This window comes from Actinoplanes oryzae (assembly GCF_030757795.1).
In the GTDB taxonomy this organism is placed as follows: Bacteria; Actinomycetota; Actinomycetes; order Mycobacteriales; family Micromonosporaceae; genus Actinoplanes.
The window spans coordinates 18920-39334 of the sequence record NZ_JAUQWH010000081.1 but is presented as its reverse complement, the minus strand read 5'-3'; the positions used below and the strand labels follow the sequence as shown (position 1 = coordinate 39334).

Genomic DNA, 20415 nt, shown 5'->3' with positions numbered 1-20415 from the left:
TCGCGGCCGTGCCGAAGCCGAGGCGCCTCCGCCGAACGAGAAAGGCCGCGCACCGTGCCGCGTACCCCCCGCCTCGTCCTAGCCGCGCTGGTCGCCGTCGTCATGACCACGGCCGGCTGCACGCTGCCGGCGTTCGCGCCCGGCGATGTCGACCGGGCCGCGCCCACGAGCGGGAGCAGCTCGGCGCCGGCCGCCGCCCCGGGGACCCAGGCGCAGTGGACGCCCTGCCCCGAGGTGCCGGAGGAGCTGATCGGGCGCGGCGCCGCCAACATGACGTACGAGTGCGCCACGGTCGCCGTCCCGCGGAACTGGAGTGCGCCGCAGAGCGGTCAGACGTACGACATCGCGATGATCCGCATCCGGTCGAGCACGCAGACCGACCGGATCGGGTCGCTGCTGATCAACCCGGGTGGGCCCGGCGGGTCGGGCATCGAGACGGCGGTCTACCTGTCGTACGGGCAGGCGCTCGGCGGGTTGCCGTCCGAGGTGACCGACAAGTTCGACATCGTGGGCTTCGACCCGCGGGGCGTCGGCAAGTCGAGCCCCGTGAAGTGCATCTCGGCCACGGACGAGGACGCGTCCTTCGCGGCGCCGCCGGACCCGCAGTCGGAGGCCGGTTTCCAGGAGGTCGTCGGGATCAGCAAGCGGATCGCCGAGGGCTGCGCCCAGAAGTACGGCGAGCAGCTCACGAACTTCAGCACCGAGCAGGCCGCCCGGGACATGGACGCCATCCGGACCGCGGTCGGCGACGAGAAGACGACGTATCTGGGGTTCTCGTACGGGACGCTGCTCGGGGCGACGTACGCGCAGCTCTATCCTGACAAGATCCGCGCGCTCGTGCTCGACGGCGCGATCGACCCCGCGCAGGACACCGTGGCGGCGTCGGAGACGCAGGCCAAGGGCTTCGAGCGGGCGTTCACCAACTTCACCACCTGGTGCAAGGCCACCCCGGACAAGTGCCCGATCGCCGCCGACCCTCGCAAGGCGGTCACCGACGCGCTCGCCAAGGCGGAGGCTTCCCCGGTACGCGGGGCGGACGGGCGCGAGGCGACGTCCGGCTGGGTGTTCCTGTCCGTGGTGTCGTCGCTCTACACCGAGACCGGCTGGCAGCAGCTCGCCAAGGCGATCGCCGATCTGCAGTCCGGCGACGCCGAGGGGGTCTTCGACCTCGCCGACCAGTATGCGGACCGGCGCCCCGACGGCACCTACTCGAACCTCTTCGACGCCAACTTCGCCGTGAACTGCGCCGACACCGACGAGACCCTGACCGTCGACCGGATCCGCCAGCTCCAGGGCGAGTGGCGCACGAAGTACCCGCTGTTCGGCGGCTCGATGGCGCTCGGGCTGCTGACGTGCTCCTTCTGGCAGGGCAAGCGCGACCCCTACCCGACGGGCGCGGCCACGGGCGCCCCGCCGATCGTGGTGGTGGGCACGACCGGCGACCCGGCCACGCCCTACGAGAACACGGCCAAGCTCGCGTCGATGCTGGGCACCGGCCGCGTGCTGACGTGGGAGGGCGAGGGCCACACCGCGTACCCGAGCACCCAGTGCATCGTCACCGCCGTCGACCGCTATCTGATCAACCTCGAGGTTCCGCAGGAGGGCTTGCGCTGCCCCGCCCGATGACCCGCCGCCGGTAAAAGGCGGAGCCCCGCAAAAGGAGCAGTCGCGCGGTCAGCGGGGCAGGACGCCCGGGCTACGAGCGGTCAGCGCTGCTCACGAGCCCGGCGGGTCGGGCGGTCAGCTGCCGGGGACATGCTCCGAGGCCGGGCGGGAGTCGCCGGGCGGGGTGATGCCTTCGCGCTCGGCCAGGGCTTCGAGGAGGCGGCGGACCTGGCGGAGGTTGTTCTTCAGCTCCTCCTGCTCCTCGTGGCGGAAGGCGTCCGTGTCGACGATCAGCTTGCTGGCGAAGTGCGCGGTGATCAATGGCACGACCACCAGCACCATGACCGAGATGAGCAGCGCCGCCATGAGGCGGCCCGGGAAGGTCTCGGGCGAGATGTCGCCGTAGCCCACCGTCGACGCGGTCACCACGGCCCACCAGATCGCGTCGCCGAAGGTGGCGTCCGGCTCGAAGATCCGGTAGAGCACGCTGCTGACCGCGATCAGCAGGGCGTACGACAGAATCAGCGTCCGCGGCGAGTTGGCGAGCCACACCAGCCCGCGGTAGATCGCCCGGAACGGCGCAAGCAGCATCCCCATCCGGTCATGGTGCAGGATGGGACCGTGTCCGATCTCTCCTTCCGAACGGCGGACCGCGCCGACGTACCGGTGATCCTTGACCTGATGAACGGTGGAGCCGTCGAGCCCGGGGCGGTGCCCGAGAGCGTGGACGAGGGCCATTGGGCGGCCTTCGAGGCCATCGACGCCGACCCTCGCAACGAGCTGATCGTCATGGAACGGGCCGGCGAGGTCGTGGCCACGTGCCAGCTCACGTTCATCCCGTCGCTGATCCGGGGCGGGGCGGAGCGGCTCACCGTCGAGTCGGTGCACGTACGGGCGGATCTGCGGGGTCAGGGCCTGGGCCGGCAGCTGATGGAGTGGGTCGAGCAGCAGGCCCGCGAGCGGGGTTCCGGCGTCATCCAGCTGACGTCCAACAGGCGGCGCACCGAGGCGCACCGCTTCTATGCGCGGCTCGGCTATCAGGACAGCCACGTGGGGTTCAAGAAGCCTCTCTAGGCCGGTCCCTGTCCTTGGACGGCTGCACCCGCTTGGGCTCGCCGGGCATCTTGGGGTGGTCGGGCGGGTAGGGCAGGTCGCCGAGGCCGTCGCGCTCGAACCATTCCAGCAGGGGCGTGATGTCGTACGCGACGTCGTCGATGCCGGCGTGCGCGTCCCCGGCCGTGGCCAGCCGGGGCGGCACGGTGCGCAGGTCGAAGTCGTCCGGCTCGATGTCGGGGAGCTCGTCCCAGGTGACCGGCGTCGACACGGTCGCCCGCGCGTTGGCCCGCAGCGAGTAGGCGCAGGCGATCGTCCGGTCGCGCGCCATCTGGTTGTAGTCGAGGAACACCCGTTCGCCGCGCTCCTCCTTCCACCACGACGTGGTGATGCGGGACGGGCTGCGCCGCTCGACCTCGCGGGCCAGGGCGATGGCGGCGTAGCGGACCTGGACGAAGGACCAGGCGGGCTTGATGCGTACGTAGATGTGCACCCCGCGCCCGCCGGAGGTCTTGGGCCAGCCGGTCCAGCCGAGGTCGCTCAGCACCTCGCGGACCACGCCGGCGGTGTGCACCACGTCGCCGAAGCCGGTGCCCGGCTGCGGGTCGAGGTCGATGCGCAGTTCGTCGGGCTGGTCGGCCGCGCCCGCGCGCACGGGCCACGGGTGGAAGACGACCGTGCCCATCTGGGCGGCCCAGGCGACGTGGGCGAGGTCGGCGGGGCAGAGTTCCTCGGCCGTACGCCCGGAGGGGAACGTGACCGTCGCGGTCTCCACCCACGGGGGCACCCCGCGCGCCGGGATGCGCTTCTGGAAGAAGGTCTCGCCGTCGAGGCCGTCCGGGAAGCGCTGGAGGGTCGTCGGCCTGTTCCGCAGCGCGCGCATGATGCCGTCGCCGGCCGCCAGGTAGTACTCGAAGACGTCCCGCTTGGTGAACCCCCGGCCCGGGAACATCACCCTGTCGGGGCTGGTGAGCCGGACCTGGTGACCGGCGACCTCGATCTCCTGAGCCGGCGTGCGGGAAGCTGCCATGGCACGACCATACGGAGAAACGGCGACGGCCGCCCTCCCCTCGGCGGGAGAGCGGCCGTCCGTGTCGCGGAAGATCAGGCCTTGCGGCGACGGCCGTAGAGCACCGCACCGGCGCCGGCGACCAGGAGGGCGCCACCGACGGCGGCGGTCAGGCCCAGCGGCGCACCGGTCAGCGGCAGCGTGCCACCCGCGCTCACGCCGCCACCGGGCGTGCTCTCGGACGGGCTCGGCGCGGGCGAGGTCGCGGGGAGCTCGCCGCCCGGCGGGACGGTGTCGACGCTGGCGGTCGGCGTGGACGGGGACGGCGAGACCGTCGTGGGCGTGGTGGTCGGCGGCGTGGTGGTCGGGCTCTCGCTGCCGTAACCCTGCTGGCCCCGGGTGGGGGTGTCGCTGTCGGGCGCCTCGCCGCCGTAGCCGTCAGCGTCGTCGCGCTGGTCGTCGGCGGACGGCGTCGTCATGACGGCCGGGTGTGCCACCCGGGCGGTGTCGTCACCGGTCGCCGCGGCGGGCGCTCCGGTGAAGGCCAGGGCGGCGAGGGCGGTGACACCGGCCACGGGCAGTCCAGCGGCCAGCCGGCGCGCAAAACTCATGAGGAGAATCCGTTCTGTTGCGGTACGTCCGTATGGTCCGGAGGAGTTTAGCGTCTTATGCCCGAATTGCACGCAACGCCTCCCCCCTCGACCAACTCCGTCCCGCCAGGAAGGACACGACCGGCCACCGGCCGGAAGCACGGAAGGCAGCGACGAAGGACACCGGACGCCCGCGCCGCCCCGAAGTACCGTTGAGCGCATGGCAACTGACGGAACCACCCTGCCGACGACCGAGGACGAGTGGCGGGTCCGCCTGACCCCCGACGAGTTCCGCGTCCTGCGGCAGGCCGGCACCGAGCGGCCCTGGTCCGGCGAGTATGTGAACACCAAGACCGAGGGCATGTACCAGTGCCGCGCCTGCGGCGCCGACCTCTACCCCAGCGACACCAAGTTCGACAGCCACTGCGGGTGGCCGTCCTTCGACGACACCATCCCGGGCGCCGTCAAGGAGATCGACGACTACAGCCTCGGCATGGTGCGCACGGAGATCCGCTGCGCGCGCTGCGACAGCCACCTGGGTCACGTCTTCCGCGGCGAGATGATGACGCCGAAGAACACGAGGCACTGTGTGAACAGCCTGTCGATCAAGCTCGACCCGAAATAAGGATCAAGCTCGGCTCGAAACACGAATCGAACTCGGCTCGACCAAGCATCAAGCTCGGCTTGACACCAAGGATCGAGCTCGGCCTGAAACCCAGGATCGAGCTCGGTTTGCAGCAAGGATCAAGCTCGGCTCCAGGCAAGGATCGAGCCGGACGCGAAGCAAGGATCAAGCCGGACGCGAGGTGACCGGATTCGGCTGCGTCGCCCACCACTCGGACGGCACCATCTCGTAGACCTCCTGCGCGATGTCCCGGAGGTGCTCTGCCGTCTTGTGCCCGTGGTGGGCGTCCGCGAGACCCTTGAGCCGCACGTACCACTCGGCCAGCTGCTCCACATTGACGGAAACCTGATAATCCATAAGCGCAGAGTAATCCGGAATCGCGGGACCTTCGGCCCTGCCTCGCCGTGGCCGGGCCGGGCACAGTGAGGATCGTTCAGCGCGGCCGAGGCCGGCCCTGGACGAACCTCAGTGGATGCCGCGCCGCTCACATCGACAGACCCCGGCGGCCGGACCGAAAACAAGGCTGGCAGGGTGGAGAGCGTGCGGAAGCGGGTTGCGGTCATCGGCGGCGGCATAGCCGGGCTCGCCGCGGCGGTCCGGGTCCGTGACCGGGCGCCGGCCGACACCGAGATCATCGTGTACGAGCAGAGCGGCCGGCTGGGCGGCAAGCTGCGCACCGGCGAGATCGCGGGCACCCAGGTCGAGCGGGGCGCCGAGTCCATGCTCATGAGCTCGCCCGACGGCGGCGAGTCGGCGGCGGTCACGTTCGCGCGGCGGCTCGGGCTGGGCGACCAGCTGGTGCACCCGGCGGCGATCCCGGCCGCCCTGGCGATCGGCGGCGCGCTCGAGCGGGTCCCGGGCGGGACCCTGGTGGGCGTACCCGGCGATCTGAGCAAGCTGGGCACTGTCGCGCAGCCGGCGACGGAGGCCGACCGCGACGAGGGCCGCCCGCTGCTCGCCGAGGGTGCGGACGTCGCCGTGGGCGAGCTGGTCCGGGCCCGCTACGGCGACCAGGTGGCCGACCGGCTGGTCGACCCCATGCTGGGCGGGGTGTACGCGGGCCGCGCCGACCGCCTCTCCCTCGCCACCACGATGCCCGCCCTCGCCCGCACCGCCCGCGTCGAGCACACGCTGCAGGGTGCCGTCCGCGCCGCGCAGCAGGCCTCCGTCCGCGTCCCCGGACGACCGATCTTCGCGGCGCTCCGGGGCGGCATGAGCAGCCTGATCGGCGCGGCAGCCGCGGCCAGCGGCGCCCGGATCAGCCTCGGCCTGCCCGTCCGCGAGCTGACCCGCACCGCCCACGGCTGGCGCCTGCTGCTCGGGCCGGTTCCGGAGCCGCAGGTCGACGACGTCGACGCGATCGTCCTGGCCGTGCCCGCCCGCCCCGCGGCCCGCCTCCTCGCCGGCGTCGACCTCACCGCGGCCGCCGAGGTGGAGACCCTCGACTACGCGAGCGTGGCGCTGGCGGCGTTCGCGTTCCCGGCCGGCACCGAGCTGCCCGGCCTCTCCGGCTTCCTGGTGCCGCCGTCCGAGGGGACATTGGTCAAGGCGGCCACCTTCTTCACGAGCAAGTGGCCGCATCTGGCGCGCGAGGACGGCCCGGTCGTCGTCCGCGTCTCGCTCGGCCGCGCCGGGGAGGAGGGGCGCCTGCGGTACGACGACGCGGTGCTCGCCGCGACCGCCCGCACCGAGCTGGCCCGCCTCCTCGGGCGCGAGCTGCCGGCACCGGTCGCCGGCTGGGTGCAGCGCTGGGGCGGCGGCCTCCCGCAGTACGCTCCCGGGCACCTCGACCGGGTCAGCCTCGCCCGTGCGGCGCTCGGCGAGCACCCGGGGCTGGCGCTGGCCGGCGCCGCGTACGACGGCGTGGGCGTGCCGGCCTGCGTGGCCAGCGGCGAGAAGGCCGCCGACGACGTCCTGAAACACTTGGAGGAACGATGAGCGACGAGGCGCAGACGAACGCCGCCCGGATCAAGGAACTGAACGCGACGATCCGCTACACCATGTGGTCGGTGTTCCGGGCCACCGCGCCCCTGCCCGCCCTGCGCGACGAGCTGGCGACCGAGGTGGACACCCTCTTCGCCCAGCTGGCCGGCAAGGACGTCACGGTCCGCGGCACGTACGACGTCTCGGGCCTGCGCGCCGACGCCGACGTCATGGTCTGGTGGCACGCGGAGACGTCGGACGCGCTGCAGGACGCCTACAGCTTGTTCCGGCGTACGGCGCTGGGCCGGCACCTCACGCCGGTCTGGTCCAACATGGCGCTGCACCGGCCGGCCGAGTTCAACAAGAGTCACCTGCCGGCGTTCCTCGCCGACGAGACGCCGCGCGACTACATCTCGGTCTACCCGTTCGTCCGCTCCTACGAGTGGTACCTGCTGCCCGACGAGGAGCGCCGCGCCCTGCTCGCCGAGCACGGCAAGATGGCCCGCCCCTACCCGGACGTGCGCGCCAACACGGTGGCGTCGTTCTCGCTCGGCGACTACGAGTGGGTCCTCGCCTTCGAGGCCGACGAGCTGCACCGCATCGTCGACCTGATGCGCGACCTGCGGGCCTCGGGCGCGCGCCGGCACGTCCGCGAGGAAGTGCCCTTCTTCACCGGCCGTCGCCGCTCGATCACCGAGATCGTCGCGAGCCTCCCGTAAGAAGCCCTCGTAAGAAAGCCTCCGTAAGAGAGCCCTTCCCGAAGGAGCCCCTTCCGAAGGGACACGCTCTCGAAGGGCCGCGCTCCCGAGGGGCACGCTCCCCGAGGACCGCGCTGTCCAAGGACCGCGCTGTCCAAGGACCGCGCTGTCCAAGGACCGCGCTGTCCAAGGGCCGCGCTGTCCAAGGACCGCTCTAGGGACGGGCCATGGGGACGTGCGGAATGCCGTCCTCCACGAACGAGGGGCCGGCCGGCTCGAAGCCGAAGCGGGCGTAGAAGCCCGTCAGGTGCGCCTGGGCGTCGAGCACGGCCGGCCTGTTCCCGATCACGGTGAGCGCATGCTCCATGAGCCGGCTCCCGAACCCGCCCTGGCGCGCGGCCGGCGCCGTCACGACCCGGCCGATCCGCTCGGTGTCGCCGTCGTCGAGGATCCGCAGGTACGCCAGGATCTCGTCGCCCCGCGTCAGCCACACGTGCCGGGTGCCCGGCTCGGTGTCCCGCCCGTCGATCTCCGGGTACGCGCACTTCTGCTCCACCACGAACACGTCCACCCGCAGCTTGAGCAGGGCGTACAGGGTCACGGTGTCCAGGTTCGCGAAGGATGAGACGCGAATCTCCTCATGTGCTTCCGGTCGCATGAAAACCACTTTATGCGTCACTTCTCGTACCCTCAGGCGTTGGCCACACAGGAGCCCGCCACCCTGGGAGCGAAAATGATCAAGCGGAGCAAGCTGTTCGGGAACAAGACCCGGGTGACGTTCTGCCTGCCGAGGAACACCCCGCCCGGCAAGGTGAGCGTGGTGGGCACCTTCAACGACTGGGAGCCGGGCGCGCACGAGCTCAAGGACCGCCGCGACGGCACGCGCACGATCACGCTGCGTCTCGACCCGGGCCACTACCGCTTCCGCTACCTGGCGACCGACGACGTCTGGCTCGACGACGAGCAGGCCGACGCGGTCGGCCCCCAGGGCAGCGAGCTGCACCTCTAGACCGCGTTTCGCCACGCGACTCCCGGGCACGACTTAGTTTTGGTTGATTTGACAATCAAAGCTGAGGGGAAAAGTCACGTGGCGAACGTCAAGCTGTCGATCATCTACTACTCGTCGACCGGCACTATCCACGGCATGGCGGAACGGCTGCAGCAGGCGGGCGAGAAGGCCGGCGCCGAGGTGCGCCTCCGGCAGGTCGCCGAGCTCGCGCCGCAGGAGGCGATCGCCTCGAACGCGGCATGGAGCCAGCATTTCGACCGCACCAAGGACGAGCCGAAGGCGACCGCGGACGACATCGTCTGGGCCGACGCGGTGCTGTTCGGCAGCCCGACCCGGTACGGCAACGTGGCGAGCCAGCTCAAGCAGTTCCTCGACACGCTCGGCCCGCAGTGGGCGCAGGGGCAGCTGGCCGATAAGGCGTACGCGGGCTTCACCGCCTCCCAGACGGCCCACGGCGGCCAGGAGTCGACGCTGCTCGCGCTCTACAACACGATCCACCACTTCGGCGGCATCCTGGTCACGCCCGGCTACACCGACCCGCTGAAGTTCGCCGACGGCAACCCGTACGGCGTCTCGCACGTCACGGGCCCCTCGAACGACGCGCCCCTGACCGACGCCGAGACCGCGGCCCTCGACCACATGGCCCAGCGGATCGTGTCCGTCGCCGCGAAGCTCAAGAACTGACATATTTCCGACCGCCCGTCCTCACTCTTCGGAGTGGGGACGAGCGCGCTCCCCGCCGCCGCCGGTGGCAGACTGTCGCCGTGGTCAAGAAGTTCGATGCGGATTTGTCCGGCGCGCAGTGGCGCCGCAGTGCATCCTCCGAGGGTGCGGCCGTCGAGGTCGCCCTGCTGGAGGAAGGGGTCGCCGTGCGCGACTCCCGGTCCCCCGACGGGGACGTTCTCTTCTTCACGCCGGCCGAGTGGGACGCCTTCGTGGGCGGGGCCAAGGACGGCGAGTTCGACCTCTGACAACACCCGTTGCTTTCGGGCATATCAACCCGAACAACCTTCGGTTTCCTCTACCGTCACTTCCATGAGCGAATACCAGAGTTCTGACCTGCTGAAGAAGGTGGAGCGGTACGAGGCTGCCGTCAAGGAGCTCGCCGCCGCGCACGAGGAAGTCAAGAACGTCCTCATCGAGGCCATCCTGTTCGACCGCTGGCAGATGCTCGGCGCCCAGCTCGGCTTCTCCACCGACGCCGCCCCGGCCGCGGGCCAGGCCGGCGACAAGGAGGAGCCGAACCGGGACCTCGCCCAGCTCAACCAGCAGATCTCGCAGATGAGCGAGGCCTGGGCCCGCTGACTGCTGATCACGGAGTGGCGCGACCTACGGCAGCGGGAGCGGCACGGTCCGGACCAGGTGCAGTGGCGGGACCTGAAGCGTCACGAGGGCTACGACCTGCGCGAGCGGGGCGGGCCCCAGCAGCAGAGACAGGACCAGATGTGAGCCGCGCCGCCCGGGCCCTTGACGGCCGCGGGCGGCCGGACGCGTTACCGTGACGGCCATGGCCGACACCCAGTACGAAGAGCTGTTGCGCCGGGTTCTCGAGACCGGCACCGCCAAGGACGACCGGACCGGCACGGGCACGGTCAGCCTCTTCGGCGAGCGCCTGCGCTACGACCTCTCGCGGGGCTTCCCGCTGATCACCACCAAGCGGGTGCACTTCAAGTCCGTGGCCGTCGAGCTGCTGTGGTTCCTGCGCGGCGACAGCAACGTCCAGTGGCTGCGTGACCAGGGCGTGACCATCTGGGACGAGTGGGCCGACGAGCGCGGCGAGCTCGGCCCGGTCTACGGCAAGCAGTGGCGCTCCTGGCCCACCCCCGACGGCGGCCATGCCGACCAGATCGCGGACGTGCTGGCCACCCTCAAGCGTGACCCCGACTCCCGGCGGATGATCGTCTCCGCCTGGAACGTCGCCCAGCTGCCCGAGATGGCCCTGGCGCCGTGCCACGCGATGTTCCAGTTCTACGTGGCGAACGGCCGGCTCTCCTGCCAGCTCTACCAGCGCAGCGCCGACATGTTCCTCGGCGTGCCCTTCAACATCGCGAGCTACGCGCTGCTCACCCAGCTGATGGCCGCGCAGGTGGGCCTCGAGCCGGGCGACTTCGTCTGGGTCGGCGGCGACTGCCACATCTACTCCAACCACGTCGAGCAGGTCCGGGAGCAGCTCACCCGCGACCCGTACGACTTCCCGACGCTCGAAATCGCCCAGCGCCCAAGCCTCTTCGACTACCGCTACGAAGACCTGACGCTCGTCGACTACAAGCACCACGCGGCGATCAAGGCTCCGGTGGCCGTCTGATGATCCACTTGATCTGGGCAGAGGCCCACAACCACGTCATCGGTACGGGCACCAGCATCCCGTGGCGCCTCCCGGAGGACCAGCAGCGCTTCCGCCGGCTCACCAACGGCTCGACCGTGGTCATGGGCCGGGCCACCTGGGAGTCGCTCCCGCCCCGCTTCCGGCCCCTCCCCGGCCGCCACAACGTGGTGCTCACCAGCCGGGAGAAGGTCGATGACGCCGAGGTCGCCGCCTCGGTCGACGAGGTCCTCGCCAAGTACACCGACTTCTGGGTGATCGGCGGCGCCGCGGTCTACGAGGCCTTCCTCCCGCACGCCGAGCACATCGCCCGGACGGTGCTGGATCTCGACGTGGCCGGCACGGTCCACGCGCCCGTCCCCGGACCGGAGTGGCAGCTCGACGCCGGGGAGTGGCACGTGTCGGAGGACGGCCTGCGCTACCGCTACGAGGACCTCTGCCGCTGACTCAGAGGGAGTGCACCAGCTCCACCAGGCGGGTCAGCACGTCCGGGTCGGTCTCGGGCATGACGCCGTGGCCGAGGTTGAAGACGTGCCCCCGCGCGGCCTTGCCCTCGGCCACCACGCGGCGGGTCTCGCGCTCGACGACCTCCCACGGGGCGAAGAGCACGGCCGGGTCCAGGTTGCCCTGCAGCGAGTGGTCCGGCCCGACGATGCCCGCCGCCCGGTCGAGCGGCGTGCGCCAGTCGACGCCCACGACATCGGCGCCCGCCTCGCCCATGGCTTCGAGGAGCACGGCCGTGCCGACCCCGAAGTGGATGCGGGGCACGCCGGCGTCCGCGAGGCCGTTCAGCACGCGCGCCGAGTGCGGCATCACGAACGTGCGGTAGTCGGCCTCCGACAGCGCGCCCGCCCACGAGTCGAACAGCTGGATCGCGCTGACGCCCGCGTCGACCTGCACGCGCAGGAAGGCGAGGGTGATGTCGGCGAGGCGCGCGCACAGCGTGTGCCAGAGCTCGGGGTCGCCGTACATCATGGCCTTGGTCTTGAGGTAGGTCCGCGAGGGACCGCCCTCGATCAGATAGCTGGCCAGCGTGAAGGGCGCCCCCGCGAAGCCGATCAGCGGCGTGGCGCCGAGCTCGGGCAGCAGCAGGCGCACCGACTCGGCGACGAAGTCGACCTGCCCGGGCGCCAGCGCCGGGAGCGCGGCGACGTCGGCCGCCGTGCGGATCGGGGCGGCGACGACCGGCCCGGTGCCCGCGACGATGTCGAGGTCGACCCCGGCGGCCGCCAGCGGCACGACGATGTCGCTGAAGAGGATGGCCGCGTCGACGCCGTGGCGGCGGACGGGTTGCAGGGTGATCTCGGTGACCAGCTCGGGGCGGCGGCAGGACTCCAGCATGCCCACGCCGGCCCGGATCTTGCGGTATTCCGGCAGCGAGCGGCCGGCCTGCCGCATGAACCAGACCGGGGTGTGGGGCACGTCCTGCCCGCGACAGGCGCGGACGAGGGCGGAGTCGGCGAGAGAGTTGGTCACCCGCCACATCGTGCCACGTGAGTGAACCGGCCCGTGCGGCGCGCCGCGCACGGCGGCGAGGCAGTGATCGGCATAGGCTTCCTCCCATGCCGCCCGCATCCGCTCCCCCCGAGGCGTTCGCGCGCGCCGTGGCCGGGTTGCGGGCCGCCGCGCCGCGCGAGGAGATCCTGCTGGAGGAGATCCAGGCCCCGCAGCGCCTGGCGCCCTACGCGTTCGCGCTCAGCGCCACCGTCCTGCGCGACGGCGACGAGGTGGCCAGCGGCCGGCTGATCCTGCTGCACGAGCCCGCGGGCCACGACGCGTGGCGGGGCACCCTGCGCCTGGTGACGCTCATCACTGCCGAGCTGGAGGAGGAGCTGTCCGGCGACCCGCTGCTGCCCGAGGTCGCGTGGACGTGGCTCATCGACGGGCTCGATCACCAGGAGGCGGCGTACACGGCGATCGGCGGCACCATCACCCGCACGGAGTCGACGCGCTTCGGCGAGCTGGCCGGCCCGGCGCCCACGGCCGACCTGGAGATCCGCGCGTCGTGGACCCCGACCTCGGACGATCTCGGGGCGCATCTGCAGGGCTGGTGCGAGATGCTGGCGTCGACCGCGGGGCTGCCGCCCCCGGGCATCACGGCCTTCAACCGTCAGCGCGCGTCGACTCCTTAGCCGGCCGGCCGCCGTAGAGCGGGAGCAATTGCTCGTACGCGGACAGGACCTCGGGCGGCACGTCGACAGCAGCCTGGAACCCCCGCGCCGGATAGTCGATCAGCCGCGGCACCTCGCCCATGAGCAGCGTGATGCAGTGCCCGACGTCCCAGGCGCCCCAGTGCGGTGTGCCCGCATAGGCCGCCCCGGCGAAGCGCGGCCGCGTCCCCGCGAAGTTGATCACCTCGGGGCTGCCGAGCGTCCACACGTGCCGGGTGACCGCGTCCATCCGCTGCTGCATGGCGGCGTCCTGCACGAGGATCATCCGCGACGGCGTGATGCCCGCGTCGCGCAGCACCCGCTCGGCGAAGGTGATGTTGTTCCCGCAGTTGGTCGAGGAACGCTCCAGCAGGCAGCCGGTGATCCCGTGCACCTCGGCCAGATAGGCGGCCATCAGGTCGGCCTCGGTGGCCCCGCTCAGCGACGGATACCGCCTGGCCACCGCGGCGCGCAGCATCGGCGTCGTGTGCCCGGCCCCGCCGACCAGCAGCACATGCCGGACGGTGCCGCCTTTGAGGTGATCGGCCACCACGTCCCAGCCCGGCGGTGGGCATCCGCCGAAGAGGATGAGCACATCGGCGGGCGGCAACGCCGGCACGTCGCGGCGGCCGAGGTAAGCGGCAAGCGTGTTCAGCACACGTCGAACGTGTCACACGCCGTCTTGATCGGCACCGCCAGCCCGATGCCCTCCGCGTCCCGGGCCTTGGCCGTGGCCAGCCCGATGACCTCGTCGGCGCCGTTCACCACGGGACCGCCCGAATTGCCCGGGTTGATCGGCGCGTCGAACTGCAGCGACGGGCCGTCGTCGGAGGTGGCCCGGTTCGCGCTGACCACGCCGGTGGTGACGGTGTCCTCCAGCCCGAGCGGGCTGCCCACGACCACCACCTGCTGGCCCGGCTTCGCGGCGGCCCCGGCGACCGCCAGCCCGGCGATCTCCTTGTTCGCCCGCAGCAGCGCCAGGTCCTTGCTCTCGCTGACCTTCACGATCGTGGCCGACACCTCGGTCTTGCCCCGCTCGAGGAAGACCTTCTTGGTGCCGGCGTCCCACACGGACTCGACCACGTGGAAGTTGGTGAGCAGGTTCGTCTTGCCGTCCTCCGGGTCGCCGACCGCGAACGCCGTACCCGTGAAGTCGCCCGCCCGGACCCGGAACACGCTGGGCAGCACCTTCGACGAGATCGCCTCGGGGTCGAAGACCCCCGCGAGCTGCTGCTCCAGCTTCTCGGCGCGGTCGGCCAGCGCGGTCTCCCGCTGCTGCGAGGCGGTGAGCTGGTCGGTGAGGCGGGTGTCGTTGTGCTCCATGCGCCAGGCGAGGAACCCGCCCCCGCCGAGCAGGAGCAGCGCGAGCAGGGCGGGCGCCAGCCGGCCGCGGCGGCGCGGCTCGAGGGGCTCACTGACCACCGGGTACGGGTCCCGCCCGCTCGGCGACACCAGGTACGGCCCCGGCTCGCGGCGCGCCGGCCGCGGATGACCGATCGGCTGCGCCTCCAGCGGGGGCAGCTGGTGCGGCGCGATCGGCCGGCGGGAGGCGGTGGACCACTCGCCGGACGGGTGGTCCGGCAGGCTGAGCAGCGGGTCCTGGGGTGGCCGGCGCTGGCTGGGCACCCCGAACGGGTCATAGGCGGTGGTCATGGGACTCCCGGTGTCGACTCCTGCTGCGCCGGGTAGTACGGACTGGATGGCGTCGCGGATGTGTCAGCGGCCACCTTTTCTTGAAGATGGTACAAAACGGGCACAAGTCGATCGAGCTTCGGCGCGCCGCCACCCGGCTGCACACACGGACTGACATACCCCCGTACGGTTACGGAGTGACCGACGAAGCACCCCTGACCCGTCGGGACGCGCCGGACCACGCCCACGACGGACCGCACGACGTGCCGCCCGACCCGACGTCTGGCGGTTCCGAGCCTGCCCGCACCTCTGTTCCGCTGACCGCGCCCCGCGAGGGCACGCCCCGTCCCGTGGAGACGGCCGACGAGCTCGCCGAGGTCGTGGCGCGCATGGCCGCCGGCTCGGGACCGGTCGCCGTCGACGCCGAGCGCGCGTCCGGCTACCGCTACACCCAGCGGGCCTATCTCGTGCAGCTGCGCCGGCAGGGCGCCGGCACCGTCCTGGTGGACCCCGTGCCCCTGGACGATCTGCGGACCCTCGATGCGGCGCTTGCCGACACCGAATGGGTCCTGCATGCTGCGAGCCAGGACCTCGCGTGCCTGGCCGAGGTGGGCATGAAGCCGCGGCGGCTCTTCGACACCGAGCTGGCCGCGCGGCTCGCCGGGTTCGAGCGGGTCGGCCTGGCGGCGCTCACCGAGCAGCTGCTCGGCTACTCGCTGGAGAAGCACCACTCGGCGGCGGACTGGTCCACCCGGCCGCTGCCCGAGTCCTGGCTCACCTATGCCGCCCTCGACGTCGAGCTGCTCACCGACCTGCGCGACCTGCTGGCGGCCGAGCTGGAGCGCCAGGGCAAGGCGGAATGGGCGGCCGAGGAGTTCGCCGCGCTGGTGGCGAGCGCCGACCGCCCGCCGCGCACCCGCCCGGACCCGTGGCGGCGCACCTCCGGCATCCACAAGGTGCGCGGCGCCCGCGCCCAGTCCCGGGTCCGCGCCCTCTGGTACGCCCGGGACGCCGTCGCCGCCCGCCGCGACTCGGCACCCGGCCGCGTCCTGCCCGACTCGGCGATCGTCGCCGCGGCCGAGCTGGACCCGAAGGACGAGCGCGCCCTGCTCGGCCTGCCCGGCTTCGGCGGCCGCTCGGTCCGCCGGCTGGCCCGGGTCTGGCTCGACGCCCTGGACAGCGCCCGCGCGCTCGCCGACGACGAGCTGCCGGTCAACCAGCCGGTCGAGGGGCCGCCCCCGCCGCACCGCTGGGCCGAGCGGGACCCGGTCGCCGCGGCTCGCCTGCAGCGCTGCCGCCAGGTCGTGATCGCCACGGCCGAGGCCCACACGCTGCCGCCGGAGAACCTGATCAGCCCGGACTTCATCCGCCGGCTGGCCTGGGCCCCGCCGGACGAGATCACGCCGCAGACGGTCGGCGACACGCTGCGCGGCTTCGGCGCGCGCACCTGGCAGGTCGGGCTCATCGCCGATCAGATCGCCGCGGTCCTCCCGGAGGCGCCGCCGGCCGCCGAGTGACAGGTTCGGGGAGTCTCTGGTTTCCGTGATTACTGGCGAGTAACATTGCCGTGTCGTAGGAGACTGCAAGGAGGCTCGTTGTGCCCCGAGTAAGTCGCGAGGTCGTCTTCGTGGACGGCGTCCGCACCCCGTTCGGCAAGGCCGGCGGCATGTACGCCGAGACCCGCGCCGACGATCTGGTGATCCGGTGCATCCGGGAGCTGATGCGCCGTAATCCGCAGCTCCCGCCCGAGAAGGTCGACGAGGTCGCCATCGCGGCCACCACGCAGACCGGCGACCAGGGCCTGACCATCGGGCGCACCGCCGCGCTGCTGGCCGGCCTGCCCAAGTCCGTGCCCGGTTACGCCATCGACCGCATGTGCGCCGGCGCCATGACCGCGGTAACCAATGTCGCCGGGGGCATCGCGATGGGGGCGTACGACATCGCCATCGCCGGCGGCGTCGAGCACATGGGCCACCACCCCATGGGCGAGGGCGTCGACCCGAACCCGCGCATCCTCGCCGAGAAGCTGGTCGACCCGTCGGCGCTCGTCATGGGCAGCACGGCGGAGAACCTGCACGACCGGCTGCCGGGCATCACGAAGGAGCGCTCCGACGCGTACGGGCTGGCGTCGCAGGAGAAGACCGCCAAGGCGTACGCGAACGGGAAGTTCCAGCCCGACCTGGTGCCCGTCGCGATCCGCAGCACCGAGCAGGGCTGGGGTCTCGCCACGGTCGACGAGGCGCCGCGCGAGACCTCGATGGAGAAGCTGGCCACGCTCAAGACGCCGTTCCGCCCGCACGGCAAGGTGACGGCGGGCAACGCGGCCGGCCTCAACGACGGCGCCACCGCGGCGCTGCTGGCCGACGAGGAGACCGCCCGCGAGCTGGGCCTGCCCGTGGCGATGCGGCTGGTGTCGTACGGCTTCGTGGGGGTCGAGCCGGAGATCATGGGCTACGGCCCGATCCCGTCGACCGAGAAGGCCCTGCGGCTGGCCGGGCTGACCATCGATGACATCGGCCTGTTCGAGCTGAACGAGGCGTTCGCCGTGCAGGTGCTCGCGTTCCTCGACCACTTCGGCATCGCGGACGACGACCCCCGGGTCAACCCGTGGGGCGGCGCGATCGCCATGGGCCACCCGCTCGCGTCCTCCGGCGTCCGGCTGATGACCCAGCTGGCCCGCCACTTCGCCGAGCACCCCGAGGTCCGCTACGGCCTCACCGCCATGTGCATCGGCATCGGCATGGGCGGCACCGTGATCTGGGAGAACCCGCACTTCGAGGGAGCCGACAAGTGACATTGCCCGACTACCCCAACGAGGTTGTCACCCACGCCCTCGTGCGCGAGGTCCGGGTGCCCGGGCTCGACAAGCCCGCCGCCCTGATCACGCTCGACAACGGCTTCGACCACAAGAAGCCCAACAGCTTCGGACCGGCCGGCCTGCGGTCGCTCGACGAGGCGATCACCAAGGCCACCGAGGCGGATCCGGCGTTCATCGCGATCACCGGGAAGCCGTACATCTTCTGTGTGGGTGCCGACATCACCGGCATGCCCTTCATTACCGACCGCGATCAGGCGGTGGCCCTCGGCGAGCTGGGGCATCGCGTCTTCGCGCGGCTGCGGTCGAGTGAAATTCCGACATTTGCCTTCATCAACGGCGTGGCGCTCGGCGGCGGGCTCGAGGTGTCGCTGCACTGCCACTACCGCACGGTGTCCGGCGGCGCGGGCGCGCTCGGCCTGCCCGAGGTCGCGATCGGCCTGGTCCCCGGCTGGGGCGGCAGCCAGCTGCTCCCCAACCTGATCGGCGTCCCCGGCGCCGCGCAGGTCATCCTGCAGAACCCGCTCACCCAGAAGACGCTCAGGCCGAAGCAGGCCCGCGAGTTCGGCCTCGCCGACGCGCTGTTCGAGCCGGCCGACTTCCTGGAGAGCTCGCTGGCGTGGGCCGCCGGGGTCGTCAAGGGCGACGTGACCGTCGAGCGCCCCGAGGTCGACAAGGACATGTGGGAGGGCGTGCTCTTCTTCGCCAAGCAGCAGCTCGACGAGAAGCTGCACGGCGCGGTGCCCTCGGCCAACAAGGCCCTGGAGCTGCTCGCGCTCGCGAAGGACGCCTCATTCTCCGACGGTACGGCCGCCGAGACCGAGGCGCTCGCGGACCTGATCATGGGCGACGAGTCCCGCGCCAGCCTGTACGCCTTCGACCTCGTCCAGCGCCGCGCCAAGCGCCCGGTGGGCGTGCCGGACAAGTCCCTGGCCCGCAAGGTGACCAAGGTCGGCATCGTCGGCGCGGGTCTCATGGCCTCCCAGCTGGCGCTGCTCTTCGCCCGTCGCCTGCAGGTGCCGGTCGTGCTGACCGACATCGACCAGGCCCGGGTCGACAAGGGCGTCGATTACGTACGCGGCCAGATCGACAAGCTGGTGAGCAAGCGGCGGCTCGACGAGGGCACGGCGGCCAAGCTCCGCGGCCTGGTCAGCGGCTCGGTCGACAAGTCCGTCTTCGCCGACGCCGACTTCGTCATCGAGGCCGTCTTCGAGAACCTCGACCTCAAGAAGCAGATCTGGGCCGAGATCGAGAAGATCGTGGGCCCCGAGACGATCCTCGCCACCAACACCTCCTCGCTGTCGGTGACCGAGATGGCCGCCGACCTCGAGCACCCGGAGCGGGTCGTCGGCTTCCACTTCTTCAACCCGGTCGCCGTCCTCCCCCTGCTGGAGATCATCAAGGGCGGCCGCACCGACGACGCCACGCTGGCCACGGCGTTCGCGGTCGGCAAGGAGCTGCGCAAGTCGTGCGTGCTGGTCAAGGACGCCCCGGCGTTCGTGGTCAACCGCCTGCTCACCCGCTTCACCAGCGAGGTGTTCAGCGCGATCGACGCCGGCACCCCGCTCGAGGTGGTCGACACCGCCCTCGACCCGCTGGGCCTGCCCATGCGCCCGATCGCGCTGCTCCAGCTCGTCGGCCCGGCCGTCGCCGCCCACGTCGGCGAGACGCTGCACACGGCCTTCCCCGACCGCTTCGCCCTCTCCCCCAACCTGGCGAAGATCGTCGAGGCGGGCAAGCCGCTCATGGTCGACGACGAGATCAACCCCGAGGTGGTCGCGCTCATCGACGCCGGTTCCGCGCCGCTGACCGGTGACCAGGTACGCGAGAAGGCGCTCGACGCCCTCGCCCAGGAGATCCGCCTCATGCTGGACGAGGGCGTGGTGGCCGAGGTCCAGGACATCGACCTGTGCATGATCCTCGGCGCCGGCTGGCCGTTGCACCTCGGCGGCGTGTCCCCGTACCTCGACCGCAGCGGCACGTCCGAGCGGGTCACCGGCAAGCGCTTCCTCCCGCGGGGCGTCGCCAGCCTGCCCGTCTGACGTTTTTCCCCGGGGGCGACCCTAAAGTGGCGCCCCCGGGGCCCGATCTGTCAGATCGTGACGACGACCGAGAGCCGACCGCCCCGCTTCCGGGGCCGCCGCCGTCGGTCCGTCCCCCGCCTGCCGCGCATCGTCCTCGCCGCGGTCGCCGCGATCCTCGTCGTGGTCGCCGCGGTCGCTCTCCTGGGCCGCGGCCACACTTCCCCGTCGCCCGCCGCCGCGCCCTCCGCCACCGCGTCCGTGGCCCCGCCCGCCGCCGGTGACAACGTCATCAACGCCGACGGCGAGGTCGTCACCGACTCGCCCGTCAAGGCCGGCACCACGAGCAAGGGCACCACCACCACAAAGACGGGCACCACCGTCGCCCTCCCCGCCGAGCTCGGCGACCGCCCCCTGCTCACCGACCCTGACTACGTGGGCATCGGCGCCGGCCTCGACATCAAGCTCGACGGCGTCCCCGCGGGCGCGGCCACCGTCGGCGGCGTCTACGGCAACCCCACCGAGGGCGACGTCGTCCTGGTCGCCGCGGCCGCCACCGACCTCGCCACCCCGGCCGCCACCCTCACCACCGCCTTCATCAACGCCGCGGTCGGCGGCCTCCCCCTGACCGGCGTGGCCGACGTGGCCCCGGGCTCGCTCGGCGGCGCCGCCAAGTGCGGCAAGGCCGAGGCCGGCGGCGCCAACCTGGTCATGTGCGGCTGGGCGGACGCGAGCAGCACGGGCCGCATCATCTGGTACTTCACGTCGCTGAAGACCGCCCAGGCCGAGTTCACCAAGCTCCGCGCCCAGATCGAGAAGCCGTCAAACTGACACGCCGTAACTCTTGATCACGTCTGCGTTCCGAGTGGGCCACGAACCCGTCGCGGTTCGCCCCGGGGCACGGTCGTCGATGCCGTACCGCAACCTCCAGCAGCCAGGATGGGCCGCCGAGCCAATTCCGG

General features: G+C 71.8%; 24 protein-coding genes. 16 read left to right on the top strand and 8 right to left on the bottom strand.

Annotated features, from left to right (window positions below; all coding sequences use genetic code 11):
* Positions 1-102: 102 nt before the first annotated feature.
* Complete coding sequence (locus RBH18_RS24710) at positions 103-1626, top strand: alpha/beta hydrolase (RefSeq protein WP_306211822.1); 1524 nt, start codon at positions 103-105, stop codon at positions 1624-1626.
* Between the two features lie 114 nt (positions 1627-1740).
* On the opposite strand, the gene RBH18_RS24705 is transcribed toward RBH18_RS24710, so the two are convergent.
* A complete protein-coding gene (locus tag RBH18_RS24705) occupies positions 1741-2202 on the bottom strand; it encodes a potassium channel family protein (protein ID WP_306211816.1) in 462 nt (153 codons plus the stop codon).
* A gap of 24 nt (positions 2203-2226) precedes the next feature.
* Between RBH18_RS24705 and RBH18_RS24700 the strand changes: the two genes are divergently transcribed.
* Positions 2227-2679 (top strand): GNAT family N-acetyltransferase, encoded by a 453-nt coding sequence (locus RBH18_RS24700; RefSeq protein WP_306211814.1) that lies wholly within the window; start codon positions 2227-2229, stop codon positions 2677-2679.
* Here RBH18_RS24700 and ligD read toward each other — a convergent pair.
* Both ligD and RBH18_RS24690 read right to left on the bottom strand, forming a co-directional pair.
* Positions 2663-3688, bottom strand: a complete 1026-nt coding sequence (gene ligD, locus RBH18_RS24695) for a non-homologous end-joining DNA ligase (RefSeq protein ID WP_306211812.1) — start codon at positions 3686-3688, stop codon at positions 2663-2665. The two genes, RBH18_RS24700 and ligD, sit on opposite strands and share 17 nt — an antisense overlap.
* Before the next feature lie 74 nt (positions 3689-3762).
* On the bottom strand, positions 3763-4278 hold the full coding sequence (locus tag RBH18_RS24690) for an LPXTG cell wall anchor domain-containing protein (RefSeq protein WP_306211810.1): 516 nt from the start codon (positions 4276-4278) through the stop codon (positions 3763-3765).
* A 199-nt stretch (positions 4279-4477) separates the two neighbouring features.
* Between RBH18_RS24690 and msrB the strand changes: the two genes are divergently transcribed.
* The gene (gene msrB, locus RBH18_RS24685; RefSeq protein WP_306211807.1) at positions 4478-4882 is read left to right on the top strand and encodes a peptide-methionine (R)-S-oxide reductase MsrB; all 405 of its coding nucleotides are present in this window, start codon (positions 4478-4480) and stop codon (positions 4880-4882) included.
* Positions 4883-5047: 165 nt separating this feature from the next.
* On the opposite strand, the gene RBH18_RS24680 is transcribed toward msrB, so the two are convergent.
* Entirely contained in the window at positions 5048-5239 is a 192-nt protein-coding gene (locus tag RBH18_RS24680; RefSeq protein ID WP_306211805.1) for a hypothetical protein, read from the bottom strand.
* Between the two features lie 174 nt (positions 5240-5413).
* Here RBH18_RS24680 and hemG point away from each other — a divergent pair, with 174 nt between their 5' ends.
* The gene (gene hemG / locus RBH18_RS24675; RefSeq protein ID WP_306211803.1) at positions 5414-6820 is read left to right on the top strand and encodes a protoporphyrinogen oxidase; all 1407 of its coding nucleotides are present in this window, start codon (positions 5414-5416) and stop codon (positions 6818-6820) included.
* The gene (gene hemQ / locus RBH18_RS24670) at positions 6817-7524 is read left to right on the top strand and encodes a hydrogen peroxide-dependent heme synthase (protein WP_306211800.1); all 708 of its coding nucleotides are present in this window, start codon (positions 6817-6819) and stop codon (positions 7522-7524) included. The genes hemG and hemQ overlap by 4 nt, the downstream gene beginning before the upstream one ends.
* 193 nt (positions 7525-7717) lie before the next feature.
* Here the strand turns inward: hemQ and RBH18_RS24665 are convergent, their stop codons facing one another.
* The gene (locus tag RBH18_RS24665; RefSeq protein WP_306211798.1) at positions 7718-8161 is read right to left on the bottom strand and encodes a GNAT family N-acetyltransferase; all 444 of its coding nucleotides are present in this window, start codon (positions 8159-8161) and stop codon (positions 7718-7720) included.
* Between the two features lie 75 nt (positions 8162-8236).
* Here RBH18_RS24665 and RBH18_RS24660 point away from each other — a divergent pair, with 75 nt between their 5' ends.
* The 6 genes from RBH18_RS24660 to RBH18_RS24635 all read left to right on the top strand — a co-directional run bounded on the left by RBH18_RS24660 (position 8237) and on the right by RBH18_RS24635 (position 11281).
* Complete coding sequence (locus RBH18_RS24660) at positions 8237-8512, top strand: isoamylase early set domain-containing protein (RefSeq protein WP_306211796.1); 276 nt, start codon at positions 8237-8239, stop codon at positions 8510-8512.
* 78 nt (positions 8513-8590) lie between these two features.
* Entirely contained in the window at positions 8591-9196 is a 606-nt protein-coding gene (wrbA, locus tag RBH18_RS24655; RefSeq protein WP_306211794.1) for an NAD(P)H:quinone oxidoreductase, read from the top strand.
* A gap of 80 nt (positions 9197-9276) precedes the next feature.
* Positions 9277-9483, top strand: a complete 207-nt coding sequence (locus RBH18_RS24650) for a DUF397 domain-containing protein (protein WP_306211792.1) — start codon at positions 9277-9279, stop codon at positions 9481-9483.
* A gap of 64 nt (positions 9484-9547) precedes the next feature.
* Positions 9548-9817, top strand: coding sequence for a hypothetical protein (locus RBH18_RS24645; RefSeq protein ID WP_306211790.1), 270 nt, complete (start codon positions 9548-9550; stop codon positions 9815-9817).
* A 202-nt stretch (positions 9818-10019) separates the two neighbouring features.
* Positions 10020-10817, top strand: coding sequence for a thymidylate synthase (locus tag RBH18_RS24640; RefSeq protein ID WP_306211789.1), 798 nt, complete (start codon positions 10020-10022; stop codon positions 10815-10817).
* The gene (locus RBH18_RS24635; RefSeq protein ID WP_306211787.1) at positions 10817-11281 is read left to right on the top strand and encodes a dihydrofolate reductase; all 465 of its coding nucleotides are present in this window, start codon (positions 10817-10819) and stop codon (positions 11279-11281) included. Before RBH18_RS24640 ends, RBH18_RS24635 begins: the two co-directional genes overlap by 1 nt.
* Before the next feature lies 1 nt (position 11282).
* On the opposite strand, the gene hemE is transcribed toward RBH18_RS24635, so the two are convergent.
* Complete coding sequence (gene hemE, locus RBH18_RS24630; RefSeq protein ID WP_306211785.1) at positions 11283-12311, bottom strand: uroporphyrinogen decarboxylase; 1029 nt, start codon at positions 12309-12311, stop codon at positions 11283-11285.
* 86 nt (positions 12312-12397) lie between these two features.
* On the opposite strand from hemE, the gene RBH18_RS24625 reads away from it, so the two are divergent.
* A complete protein-coding gene (locus RBH18_RS24625; RefSeq protein ID WP_306211783.1) occupies positions 12398-12967 on the top strand; it encodes a DUF3000 domain-containing protein in 570 nt (189 codons plus the stop codon).
* On the opposite strand, the gene RBH18_RS24620 is transcribed toward RBH18_RS24625, so the two are convergent.
* Together RBH18_RS24620 and RBH18_RS24615 are read right to left on the bottom strand one after the other, a co-directional pair.
* A complete protein-coding gene (locus tag RBH18_RS24620) occupies positions 12939-13643 on the bottom strand; it encodes a YdcF family protein (RefSeq protein ID WP_306211781.1) in 705 nt (234 codons plus the stop codon). The two genes, RBH18_RS24625 and RBH18_RS24620, sit on opposite strands and share 29 nt — an antisense overlap.
* Positions 13637-14638 carry a S1C family serine protease gene (locus RBH18_RS24615; protein ID WP_306211779.1) on the bottom strand — a complete coding sequence of 334 codons (1002 nt, stop codon included), beginning with the start codon at positions 14636-14638 and terminating at the stop codon, positions 13637-13639. Before RBH18_RS24615 ends, RBH18_RS24620 begins: the two co-directional genes overlap by 7 nt.
* Positions 14639-14814: 176 nt before the next feature.
* Between RBH18_RS24615 and RBH18_RS24610 the strand changes: the two genes are divergently transcribed.
* The 4 genes from RBH18_RS24610 to RBH18_RS24595 all read left to right on the top strand — a co-directional run bounded on the left by RBH18_RS24610 (position 14815) and on the right by RBH18_RS24595 (position 20284).
* A complete protein-coding gene (locus RBH18_RS24610; protein WP_306211777.1) occupies positions 14815-16134 on the top strand; it encodes an HRDC domain-containing protein in 1320 nt (439 codons plus the stop codon).
* Positions 16135-16214: 80 nt separating this feature from the next.
* Positions 16215-17411: a thiolase family protein gene (locus tag RBH18_RS24605; protein WP_306211775.1), complete on the top strand. Its 1197-nt coding sequence runs from the start codon at positions 16215-16217 to the stop codon at positions 17409-17411.
* Positions 17412-17413: 2 nt separating this feature from the next.
* On the top strand, positions 17414-19474 hold the full coding sequence (locus RBH18_RS24600) for a 3-hydroxyacyl-CoA dehydrogenase NAD-binding domain-containing protein (protein WP_372338979.1): 2061 nt from the start codon (positions 17414-17416) through the stop codon (positions 19472-19474).
* A 57-nt stretch (positions 19475-19531) separates the two neighbouring features.
* Entirely contained in the window at positions 19532-20284 is a 753-nt protein-coding gene (locus RBH18_RS24595; protein ID WP_306211771.1) for a hypothetical protein, read from the top strand.
* Positions 20285-20415: the final 131 nt, after the last annotated feature.

Coding starts and splice junctions, on each gene's coding strand:
- RBH18_RS24710 (WP_306211822.1), top strand. CDS start 103: ATGACCACGGCCGGCTGCACGCTGCCGGCGTTCGCGCCCGGCGATGTC.
- RBH18_RS24705 (WP_306211816.1), bottom strand. CDS start 2,202: ATGGGGATGCTGCTTGCGCCGTTCCGGGCGATCTACCGCGGGCTGGTG.
- ligD (WP_306211812.1), bottom strand. CDS start 3,688: ATGGCAGCTTCCCGCACGCCGGCTCAGGAGATCGAGGTCGCCGGTCAC.
- RBH18_RS24690 (WP_306211810.1), bottom strand. CDS start 4,278: ATGAGTTTTGCGCGCCGGCTGGCCGCTGGACTGCCCGTGGCCGGTGTC.
- msrB (WP_306211807.1), top strand. CDS start 4,478: ATGGCAACTGACGGAACCACCCTGCCGACGACCGAGGACGAGTGGCGG.
- RBH18_RS24680 (WP_306211805.1), bottom strand. CDS start 5,239: ATGGATTATCAGGTTTCCGTCAATGTGGAGCAGCTGGCCGAGTGGTAC.
- hemQ (WP_306211800.1), top strand. CDS start 6,817: ATGAGCGACGAGGCGCAGACGAACGCCGCCCGGATCAAGGAACTGAAC.
- RBH18_RS24665 (WP_306211798.1), bottom strand. CDS start 8,161: ATGCGACCGGAAGCACATGAGGAGATTCGCGTCTCATCCTTCGCGAAC.
- RBH18_RS24660 (WP_306211796.1), top strand. CDS start 8,237: ATGATCAAGCGGAGCAAGCTGTTCGGGAACAAGACCCGGGTGACGTTC.
- RBH18_RS24645 (WP_306211790.1), top strand. CDS start 9,548: ATGAGCGAATACCAGAGTTCTGACCTGCTGAAGAAGGTGGAGCGGTAC.
- RBH18_RS24640 (WP_306211789.1), top strand. CDS start 10,020: ATGGCCGACACCCAGTACGAAGAGCTGTTGCGCCGGGTTCTCGAGACC.
- RBH18_RS24635 (WP_306211787.1), top strand. CDS start 10,817: ATGATCCACTTGATCTGGGCAGAGGCCCACAACCACGTCATCGGTACG.
- RBH18_RS24625 (WP_306211783.1), top strand. CDS start 12,398: ATGCCGCCCGCATCCGCTCCCCCCGAGGCGTTCGCGCGCGCCGTGGCC.
- RBH18_RS24615 (WP_306211779.1), bottom strand. CDS start 14,638: ATGACCACCGCCTATGACCCGTTCGGGGTGCCCAGCCAGCGCCGGCCA.